Below are 10,367 nucleotides of genomic sequence, written 5' to 3' on the forward strand. Positions count from 1 at the left end.
CGCAATGACATAGGCTCAATGGCAAAATATTTATTAAACCCTACCTTTACTAACTACTAAACAAACTGAATAATTATATTTATTATTTTGTCTAGAAAGTTAAAACATAAGTTAAATCAAATTCTCGGTAAATAGTGATGCGACAAGAGTCAGTGGGATTTTGTAAAAATTCAGACTCTAAACCACCTGTAATTTGTGTTATCGGTCGCTTCAAAGGTTTTTCAAATTGATGCCATTCACGGTTACTCCATTCAAAAATAGCGGCATCTACCGTGTTCTGTAATTCAGATGCAAGTAGCAAAAGTTCAAATTTATCTTCAGCACTTGCTGTCATGAACAATTTGAGAGCAATTGATTGGGTAATGAGTGGTCTTGGTTCGTTGGCTGCGAGAGTATTACAATCGCTAAATAGCAGGTCATAAGGTTGGAATTGTAGGTTTTTGTATCGTTCCTGAAAGGATTTTTCGATTCTTTTCAGACGTTCGTCTAGGTGTGGTAGTAGACCGAGTTTGGTATCTGTCAATAGTTGGCGGATATTAGAAAGTTGAGTCATGTCTGCGGTTTTTGGTGGTGGTTAGTAGTTAGTAGTTAGTAGTTAGTAGTTAGTAACCTCTATGAACTGCGTACACCAGGGTGAATAAAAATATGACTCTTCTTACACCCCTATACTCTTACTCCCCTACACCCCTTTTTTAAGTCAGTTGGCTTTTTACCACTAACTACTATCTACTATCCACTATCTAAAAAATATTAATCCTGCTGCTGCGAAAATAGATTAGCACCCCATAGGGAAAGAGCGATCGCCATTACTAGCAAAATCGGCAAGCTATACCAAGGAAACTGCGACAATGGTAAATATGCCGCTGCACGCAATCCGATGCTGGCGTAGGTGAGGGGCAACAAGTAAACTACAGCTTTGAGAACTACTGGTAATGTACTTGGGTCGAAAAATGTTGCTCCTAAGAAGGACATGGGAACAATCACAAAGTTATTGTAGAGTCCCACTGCTTCGAGCGATCGCACTGTTAACCCCACAATGACTCCCAGTCCAGCAAAAACAGCACTATTTAATACCAACAACAGTAAAAACAAGGGATGGAGAAATCTCCAATTGCCGGTAAACAGCAATGCTACCAAAATTACAGACCCGGAAGTCATCAACCCCCGCACTACTCCCGCCAGCATTTTACCGATATGCAAGGCTAGGGGGTGTACTGGGACAAGCAATAATTCCTCAAAGTTTTTGGTAAAGAGTCTATCTCCACAAATGGAAAACGTTGTTCCCCCAAAACTAACTGTCATTGATGACAAAGCCACCATTCCTGGCAAAATAAATTCCAAGTAGTTATCATAGCTACCACTAATTCCCGCACCTGGTCGGATAGAATTACCTAAACCCAAGCCAAATGCCAAAATGTATATAAGTGGAGATACTAATCCAGATGCAGCCACTTGTGCAATTCTTACACGTAATTCCAGCCAATCTCCCCAAAAAATAGTGAGAATATCCGCTAGAAGGGTTTGAAATTGTGAAAATTTAAATTTCTTGTCTAAAAATAGCGATCGCTGATAAATCACTTTCTTGCAGTTATATATCAAGATTTCCTTAATTATGAATTAACATCTATTAACACTCAATTACCACAAGTAATAAAAAGCATTGAAAATAGATTAATTCAAATCAAAAATCAAAAAATGAAAAAACAAATTCAGCAGGGATTTTGCCTTCATCAAGTTTGCAAGTTCAACTCAAGTTACTTAAAGTTTATTGTATAATTTAAAACTGATTTTAGCCAAGATATAATTAAGTGAAGGATATGCATCTTGGATTCCTAAGCCACAATAAAACTTTGTAGAAAACTTCAAGCGAATGCTAATGACCAATGACTAATGACTATTGACTAAAACATAAAGTTGCAGTCAATCACAGCTAAGAATCGGCATACTGATATATAAGGAGAGGAAGTTAAACCACTCCCTGCTGTCCAAAACGTAAAGTTAATGAAGCGAAAATGAGACGAAAATCCGTTGGTAGAACGACTACTACTCCTAAACCCTCTCTTTTCCAATCCCCTATGTTCAATTTCACCACCATAGCAATTTTGGGAGGGGTGTTTGTTTTGGGCATAGGGATTGGTATTGCTTTTAGTTCTACGGCTACATTTACACCATCCAACGTGGCTTCCCGTGAATTTATTGATACCAAAGCACCAAACCCTGAACTTTGCGTGCAGTATGGAGCCAGCGCTATGGTGATGGACACCAGACTTTTTGTAACACTCAACCCCTTTAATGTATACGTTTCTCAGCCTAGTATGCGTCCAGGATGCGTTCTGCGTACCAACAACTGGGCAATTTTAGAGCAACGCAAGCTAGTGACAAACGATCAGGTTAGAGATTGCAAAAACCGTTTGAATACCTTTGGCTACACAGGTGATTTGGGTGAAAAACCTGACATTGATTGCATTTACCAAAACGAGGCTGCTAAAAACTTCTTTATCACTGAACCAGGAGCAGTGGCTCCCCCAATAGAAACGGATAGATTTTAATAGAGAGTCATTAGTCATTAGTCATTAGTCATTAGCTTTTGACAAAGGACAAATGACAAATGACTCACTCCGTAAGTTTATCGGGTGGGGTTGGGTAGCGGTTGACCAAACTCAATTGCTCCAGAATTGGGATAAGTGCTTTGATTGTTAGGAGTCGAGACAGGGTAATTGGGTGAATTTGGTGTTGGAAAAAAAGGAATGCCGTTGGGATTACCAGGCTGGTTGGGAAAAGTAGCTGGTGGAAGTACAGAATTAGGCGGTTGAGAAGGATTATTAGGAGACAGAGGTGGTACAGTCACCAAGGGTGGCTGTGAGGAATTGGAGTTAGCTGGGGGTAGGTTGCTAGGGGGTTGTGATTGGTTGTAAAAGCCTGGAGTTGGGGGTAAGTAACCTGATGGCTGTGGTTGGTTGTAAAAACCTGGAGTTGACGGTAGGTTGCTAGGGGGTTGTGGTTGATTGTAAAAACCCGGAGTTGGGGGTAAGTAACCTGATGGCTGTGGTTGGCTGTAAAAACCTGGAGTTGGAGGGAAGTTGCCTGAAGGCGGAGGTGGATTATAAAAACCTGGAGTTGATGGCTGGTTGCCTGAAGGTAGAGAATTTGCAGGCCCTAAAGATGTATTATTCCCACCTGTAATAGGACGTATCACCCAACGCGTAGGATTTTGCCAGGAGACAGGCTGTAATTGCACTTGGTTGGGATCTACAAAAGTTCCTGGTACCAAGTCCATTACAATGCGAGTTACATCTGCATTTAATTGCGAAACGCGGATACTTTTTATAGCTCCAGAATAATTCTGTTGAGTAGAAACATAACCCAATTTCGTACCTGGTAAATCTATAACAATGCGAGGAGGTTGAGAAAGGTAGAAGTAGCGTGGCTGTGAAGGTGCAGAGAGAGTAATTTCTAGCTGTAATCCTTCTGGGTAAAAACGCCAGTCTTCTAATCTTGATACTGGCGCGGCATTACTACTACCAGTTTCTCTTGATGCTGGTGCAGCATTACTACTGCCAGTTTCGAGAGCAAATACCGCATATATGCCAAATAAACTGACTCTCAATAATTGCTTACTATGCCACCGGGAAAATAGCTTTTTTTTTCGTTGCTTTTCCATTATTTTATGCCTTATTAGTAGAGCGGTTGGGTATATTCAATGGCTTTTGGAATTTTCAGATTGTTTCTGAGTTTTTTGTGGTACAGCGGTAAATGCAATGATTTTGGGAATACCATTCACAGTTATTTGACCGGTGAATTCCTGTCTGTTTATTAGTTGCATTTGCAAGCTGATCAATTTTTGAGCGGAATTCTTTTGACGACGGTTTCTTACTTGTGTTTGCAAATCTGCGATGTTACAAGCAAGGATAACGCTAGGTATTCGTCCAGATAAATTTAATTTTTGATTTTTATATGTGCCTGCGAGATTTGGGTTATCTGTAGCTGTGAACGTTTTTTCAGCATTAGCATTTGCTGTTAATAATAATCCATTCAAGTAAATTCCTGATTGTTGAATGTTTAATGTCACAGCATCTATTTGATTGCATTCAGGTAATTCGTCTCTAAATACAAGATGATAACTGCCATTAATAGGAGGAGGCGCTTTGAGATTCTTTTCTCCATAGGCAGTTACAGTTTTAAACAATAGCAAGACTGAACAGATTGCCACACTATAAAATGTTAAGGATTTAAAGTTGAAATGATTCATAAAAATAGGGATGGTAAAGGATGAATTATAAATGATGAATGCAGGAATTATTTATAATTCATAATTCATAATTCATAATTCACCATTCATATTCCCTAACTTGCAACTTCTGATTTAACTTCAGTAAGCACTGAAGCGAGGTGAGAAGTCACTTGACTATAACGACGAGTAATTAGCAGCGAAGAACGGCACTGAATAGCTAGTTCATCTGTGTATCTTCCCAAAGTTTGGCGTTCTATACCCCAAGCACGGCTTGCACCTGCAATTGTAAGATCAACGCCTTGAGAAGCTGCAACTACAGCTTGGATTGGCTCTGCGGCTTCCATGATATTAATGTCAATGCGATCGCGCACCCTGCGAGGCAATTGCTCCATGAGAGTATGAAGCTCGTAACTCAATTCATTTTTGATTTGATTTTCTGACAGTACCTGTAATACCTGCAAATGGCAAGTATCGCGATTGACAAGTAGTCTCAGAGCAAGTATTAATGCCAAATCATCATGGATGTTGGCAGAGTAAGGAACTAACAAACTCTCCAAGCGGCCTTCTCCTCGGTCAATGAACACTGCTACATCAACCGTTGCCGTGGTCAGAATTTGACCAACTCGTCCGCCTAAGCGATTGTTACTAAAAGCTGGACGGTGCCAGCCAACGAGAATTAAATCTGCCTGTTCGATTGCGGCTATTTGTGCAGTTTCCCGGGCGACATTGTTGGAGATGCGAACGATGGGATGCACGTAAGAGCGTGCAGCTGATGGTTCTAGGCGTTGAATTAATTCTTCTAACTGTTGGTGACGCTCTTGGATTAGTCGATTTGCTTCAACAGGGGTACTCTCATAGGCATAATCTTCTTGAAGTTCAATTAAGCTGAGGGGATTAACAATAGCGGGTTGTTGGTAATTAATTGCGATCGCTACTGCTAGTTGTACCAGACCTTTTTGGGTATCTGGATTAGCTACTGGCACTAAAACTCGGTAGGGACGATCGGTAATCTCACTAACGACTACGGTCTCTGTACCTGTTTCTGCTTCGGGTTCAGCCTCAACCACATCCAGCCTGATCAGCTTTTTCGGATAAGTCCACTCCAGCAATGGCGAAGTCATAAATGTGGTGACTAACGCCATGATTACCAGCATGGTAAAGAGCAAGGGCGAAATTACTCCCAACTCTAAGCCGATATTGAGTACTATCAGTTCAGTTAAACCGCGAGTATTCATTAACCAACCGAGTGCCGAAGCTTCTCGCTTTTCAATACCACTGACTCTAGCTGCTACATATGTACCAACATACTTGCCTGCGATCGCTACTGCTAGCACCAACGCACACAACAGCCACACTTGGGGACTGTTGAGCAAGCCAATTTGCGTCCGCAGACCGCTGTAGGCAAAAAACACTGGCAAGAGAAAAATCAAGACGAAGTCTTCTGTTTTGATAGCTAATTCCCTTACTAAACCAGCATTTTTAGGCATGATTGCCCCAAGTAAAAATGCTCCAAAGATCAGGTGAATGCCAATGAATTCTGTAATCAGTGCTGAAGCAACTACTCCAATGTAAATGAGCGCCATAACCAATTGGTTGAGGCGTTTGGTACGGCGATAGTAGATAGCAAGACGAGAGAGAAAATTTCGTCCCAGCGTTACCATTACGCCAATGTATACCAAGCTTTCAACTATGGTTGGAAAAGCACTAGCAATGCTTCCGGTGCGTGCTACAGCGATCGCTACTGCTAACAAGCACCAAGCTGTCACATCATCTACAGCAGCACAAGTCAGGGCTAATGTTCCTAAGCGTGTCCCCTGCAAGTTGTTCTCAGTAATAATTCGCGCCAGTACAGGGAAAGCAGTAATCGACATCGCCGCCCCTAAAAACAGGGCAAAGGCAGTAAAAGATACACTAGCATTAGAAAGTAAAGGATAAAGTAGTACCGCCAGCAGGGTTCCCAAGGAAAAAGGTACTAAAATGCTGACATGCGAAGTTAAAACTGCTATTTCTAAATTACCGCTCAGGTATTTTGGGTTTAACTCCAGACCAATTAGAAACATGAAAAATATCAGTCCTACCTGAGACAGAACATTCAGGAAAGGAACTGTTTCAGGAGGAAATAAGGTAGCTGCTAGCCCTGGAGTAACTAAGCCAAACAGAGAGGGCCCGAGCATTATCCCAGCAACAATCTCTCCGATTACTAATGGTTGGTTAATCCACCGGAATGCTAATCCTACTAGCCGAGACAGTCCAATGACAATCAGCACCTCAATTAAAACGAGAACAACTGTGTGCATAGTTTCCTCACAAGCGACTATCCGGTGTTCCTAAGATGATTCTGTAAATCGCTTGAATATGTCAACCTTTGTAGACTACACAAGCCTCATTTGCACTTGGTTTGGGTGTTAATTGTTATTACAACATGGTTGCAGTAAGTAAGGAGAAATAATTAACAGTAAAACTATATCCACAAACAAACCCGGCTTCTTGGAAAAAGTGGGTTTGGAGGATATTGGACTTATTTTAAGTTGACCGATCTAATTAAAATTAATATGTTACTAATTTAATATTTTTACTAAGAGAATTTACGGTACTTATAAAGAAATGTAAAAATTTTATTTGCTAGGAGCAAAGCATTTTTATGACAACTTTTTGAGCTGATCGTAAAGATATATGTTCAAATGCTACCCTACACCATAGATGCACAGCGACTTCCCGTAGGCGTACGCCCGTACTTACTACAGCTTTGTATAAAATAGTAGCTTTTTTTAACGCAGAGGAGCGCAGAGTCAGCGCGAAGGTACGCAGAGTTTTTCCGAGTTTGATTTGCTACGAATTTATGAAATTTTGTACTAAGTGCAGTTCGCCCAACAAAAATCGCAACTTCACAACCATTGACCTCCACGGAAACGCGATCGGGGAAATATAATCCGCATCAAGCTTTGCGAAGCAATAAAAACCGCTAGCCACACCAAGCTGTAGTGTTGTAAAAACACACCCCACAATAAATCCTCCTTGGGAATCGGTGTTGGTAAAAAGCTAAAGACTTTCAACCCACACCACACAAACAGCATTTCCCAAATGCCAGCGAACAATTGATAAGCTGCGGGCCAGTCTCTGTCCCAGCGGTATTTCTGAATTTGATCGTAGACAACATCCCAAACCAGACCAAATACAGCAACATAGCCAAGTATCCAGAAATATACTGCACTGGGGCCAGAACCAATCACACCAATTGCAAAGGGTAGTGTAACTAATACACCTACAGTTGCAAGCAATAGTAATCGAGTTTGCCAGCGACCAAATAAAGTTGGAGTCATGATCTTGAATATAAAGCAGAAGGAAGAAGCCTAAGCAATTTTCATGCTTTTGTTGTCAGACTTTTTCCTGAGTGTCTAGTGATAATGCTTAATGGGAATAGGATTGCTTTGATAAGTTGCGATCGCTTCCCAATTAATGACATCATCTAATAACGCTTGATAGCCTAGTGTGTTGGGGTGAAGACCATCATTGCTCAAGCGTTTAGACCACCATGTTTCACCGCGTTCCATCCATTTTTGAAAGATATCAAGATAAGGAATTCCCCGTTTGAGGCAAGCAAGGCGAGTCGCTTCTTTGTAGCGATACTGGTCAGCGTGATTGTAGTACAAGCAATCGAGAAACGGCATTTTTGCCTCATCGATTGATGTCATACCCACAAATAATACAGGACAGAGTTGCTGCGCCATCTCCAGTAGAGAAGCGATTTGTGCTTCAAAAACGGCAAATTCTGTATAATTCCGTCCATTAGGACGACCCAATCGTGCTGAATCATTGATTCCTACCGAGAGAATAATCAAGTCGGGAACTTGATTGCGTAGTTCACCCCGGTGACGAAATTCAACTTCCAATCTTTGGGCTACTTGTTGGACGCGATCGCCACGTACGCCTAGATTATAAAGAACGTGACCGACATTATCGGGTGACATCCACCGCCGTCGCAATCGTTCAACCCAGCCACCCCCATCTGGATCTCCGAATCCGTATACTAAACTATCCCCCAGTGCGACAATCTTTAAAGGCTGAGTTGTGGTTGATCGAGTAGACAGTTGCATTGAGGAAGGTTTTAAAAATACCTGCATTTGAAAAAACTATATTTTATATCTTTACAAAATTCTATACATTTCTACACCATTTCAGAGTATCCGATTTTCAAGCTTTTGATTGCCTTTTACACACTTTTTACACAAAAGCATTCCTCGTAGATAGCTATCCTATTTGAGTTATCAAACACTAAAATTGCCTTGCGAGTGTCTTGCTGTTGACTGTCTTTACAATAACTTCACAATTCATTTACGTAGGAGATTGATTGAACACCCACTTTAACCATTGCCCAAAAGAAGTAGCGGGGTTTAAGCTATGCACTCCAGGCGCACGGGCAGCAGCAAGACCATCAACAGCGCGCAAGCACGCATATTGCAACCCTAGAAAACTATCTACAGCGGCATACGATCCACCAAAAGTAATTGCTCCCGCAGCGTATATTTTACCTTTATCGTTACGCATTTCTACTAACTCAAAATCGTTAGCAACAGCCAAGCGCCCTACGGGATTGAGGGGCAGGTTGTAATGTTCCACCAAATCTTGTAGCAAAGGACTTTCTTTTACCTTGGCATCAAGTCCAGTGGCATCAATAATAAAGTCAACAGCAGGAAGTTGAATTTCCCCAAAGTCTTTGTCTTCGATATAGGTAATGATGTGGTTTTGAGCATCTTGTTCTACTTTCGTTACCACAGCAAATTGAATTTTATACCAACCCTCTCTGATACCAGTATCTGTAATGCGCTGCCAGTCTAGGCGATCGGCGGTGGTAGTTCCTCCCCAAACTTTGTTTGATAATAATTCTTTACGCACCTCTGGAGGGGCCTTTTCCAATGTTTCTCGCAGTTCTCCACCCCAACAAGCTTTCGGCCAGTTAAACGGTTGCAATTCAATATGGTGCTTGACCGAACGCTGAGAATTGCCATATTTATTACCTTGCGGTTTGGGCGATCGCATTAAATGCAAAATAGAAATATTTGGATTTTTCTGTCGTGCTTCATAGATGCGTTGCACAATTCGGGAAGCAACAATTCCCCGCCCTTGAATCAGTACTCTGCCGCCTTGGTGTTCTAGTTGTTGGTAGACATGGTTGTGGTCTTCGTAGGCATTCACAACCGACTTAAAGTCTTTGTATCTTTCTCGATAAGCTTGTAAATGAGGGAGAAACTGAAGTGCTGGGTAGCCAGTAGCTATGTGTAAATAACGACTGACAAAAAAAGCATGATTTCCGCGTCCGCGAGAATAGGCTACACAATATCTGCCATCATCGGTTTTGCGAATCGCCAGAACTCGCCCGAAGCGATAGATTTTGTCCCAACCAATGCGCTTTGCCTCTCGATCAATAGAATCAAACACATTTCCTGCACGAGGGGTATAAGTTTCAGCAAAAGTAGGCTCAGCAAAAACTTTCCATAGATATTTAACGGCATCATTTAATTTGCCTTTAGTAAAGTCATGCCAAGCTTCCCGCAAAGCATAACTAGGCCAGCCCCAAATATTATCAGGGCAAGAGTCTGAATTGGAGCGCAGTCTTTCGTGTAAAGGAATTTGCGAATTCAAACACAGAAGTTTGTAACGGGCATATGGCTCTTTGTCTATACCCAGTGCGACTATTTTTTCACTATTAACACTCGAAATTCTCAGTAAATCCACCCAAATAAAACTACCCAATCCTGCCCCAACTGCTAGGTAGTCAGTTTCATCAACTGGCAAACCCGTAGCATGAAGCGCCTGTACGGGGATTTGTTGCTGCTGAAACATCGGTGGTGGGAAATTACTACCCGTCGGTGTTACGGGTTGTTGTGGAGGTAAAGTGGGGTCTGGAAGGTTGGTACTAGGGTTGAAGTTGATGACAGAATTGCCACTATGGACTGGTGGAGGTGGGCTAGGAGGAGTAAGTGCAGCAACAAAGGTTACAGAAATTACGTAAGGGCCAATTTGCAAAAGATCGCCACTATTAACAACAGCCCGTGTTTGACGTTGACCATTGACGTGGATACCGTTGACGCTACCTTGATCGGTTACTACCAACTGGTTTTGTTCCCATTCAATTAAC

Annotated in this window: 9 protein-coding genes (1 of these 9 running past the window's edge); 1 reads left to right on the top strand and 8 read right to left on the bottom strand. The window is 41.7% G+C overall.

Going from position 1 to position 10,367, the window contains the following annotated elements; translation table 11 throughout:
- Positions 1–91: 91 nt before the first annotated feature.
- Positions 92–553, bottom strand: coding sequence for a hypothetical protein (locus FIS9605_RS0110440; protein ID WP_026732547.1), 462 nt, complete (start codon positions 551–553; stop codon positions 92–94).
- Between the two features lie 197 nt (positions 554–750).
- Entirely contained in the window at positions 751–1,578 is an 828-nt protein-coding gene (locus FIS9605_RS0110445) for an ABC transporter permease (protein WP_026732548.1), read from the bottom strand.
- A gap of 434 nt (positions 1,579–2,012) precedes the next feature.
- Between FIS9605_RS0110445 and FIS9605_RS0110450 the strand changes: the two genes are divergently transcribed.
- Positions 2,013–2,549: a DUF3172 domain-containing protein gene (locus FIS9605_RS0110450; RefSeq protein ID WP_026732549.1), complete on the top strand. Its 537-nt coding sequence runs from the start codon at positions 2,013–2,015 to the stop codon at positions 2,547–2,549.
- Positions 2,550–2,626: 77 nt separating this feature from the next.
- Here FIS9605_RS0110450 and FIS9605_RS0110455 read toward each other — a convergent pair whose 3' ends face one another.
- From FIS9605_RS0110455 to FIS9605_RS0110480, 6 genes are all read right to left on the bottom strand, one after another.
- On the bottom strand, positions 2,627–3,661 hold the full coding sequence (locus FIS9605_RS0110455) for an AMIN domain-containing protein (RefSeq protein ID WP_026732550.1): 1,035 nt from the start codon (positions 3,659–3,661) through the stop codon (positions 2,627–2,629).
- Between the two features lie 36 nt (positions 3,662–3,697).
- The gene (locus FIS9605_RS0110460) at positions 3,698–4,210 is read right to left on the bottom strand and encodes a hypothetical protein (protein ID WP_442854695.1); all 513 of its coding nucleotides are present in this window, start codon (positions 4,208–4,210) and stop codon (positions 3,698–3,700) included.
- Between the two features lie 134 nt (positions 4,211–4,344).
- On the bottom strand, positions 4,345–6,528 hold the full coding sequence (locus tag FIS9605_RS0110465; RefSeq protein ID WP_026732552.1) for a cation:proton antiporter: 2,184 nt from the start codon (positions 6,526–6,528) through the stop codon (positions 4,345–4,347).
- A gap of 588 nt (positions 6,529–7,116) precedes the next feature.
- A complete protein-coding gene (locus FIS9605_RS0110470) occupies positions 7,117–7,551 on the bottom strand; it encodes a hypothetical protein (RefSeq protein ID WP_026732553.1) in 435 nt (144 codons plus the stop codon).
- Between the two features lie 75 nt (positions 7,552–7,626).
- Positions 7,627–8,352 (bottom strand): GDSL-type esterase/lipase family protein, encoded by a 726-nt coding sequence (locus FIS9605_RS0110475; protein ID WP_026732554.1) that lies wholly within the window; start codon positions 8,350–8,352, stop codon positions 7,627–7,629.
- Between the two features lie 211 nt (positions 8,353–8,563).
- Positions 8,564–10,367, bottom strand: partial view of an FHA domain-containing protein gene (locus FIS9605_RS0110480; RefSeq protein ID WP_026732555.1) — the 3' portion only. 185 nt of this gene lie beyond the right edge of the window; 1,804 of the gene's 1,989 nt are visible here — the last part of the coding sequence; its start codon lies beyond the right edge, outside the window; its stop codon occupies positions 8,564–8,566.

The sequence above is a fragment of the Fischerella sp. PCC 9605 genome (assembly GCF_000517105.1).
Classification (GTDB): Bacteria; Cyanobacteriota; Cyanobacteriia; order Cyanobacteriales; family Nostocaceae; genus PCC9605.

Excerpts from the sequence above, each read along its gene's own strand:
- FIS9605_RS0110470 (WP_026732553.1), bottom strand. The coding sequence starts at position 7,551 with ATGACTCCAACTTTATTTGGTCGCTGGCAAACTCGATTACTATTGCTT.
- FIS9605_RS0110450 (WP_026732549.1), top strand. The coding sequence starts at position 2,013 with ATGAGACGAAAATCCGTTGGTAGAACGACTACTACTCCTAAACCCTCT.
- FIS9605_RS0110465 (WP_026732552.1), bottom strand. The coding sequence starts at position 6,528 with ATGCACACAGTTGTTCTCGTTTTAATTGAGGTGCTGATTGTCATTGGA.
- FIS9605_RS0110455 (WP_026732550.1), bottom strand. The coding sequence starts at position 3,661 with ATGGAAAAGCAACGAAAAAAAAAGCTATTTTCCCGGTGGCATAGTAAG.
- FIS9605_RS0110475 (WP_026732554.1), bottom strand. The coding sequence starts at position 8,352 with ATGCAGGTATTTTTAAAACCTTCCTCAATGCAACTGTCTACTCGATCA.
- FIS9605_RS0110440 (WP_026732547.1), bottom strand. The coding sequence starts at position 553 with ATGACTCAACTTTCTAATATCCGCCAACTATTGACAGATACCAAACTC.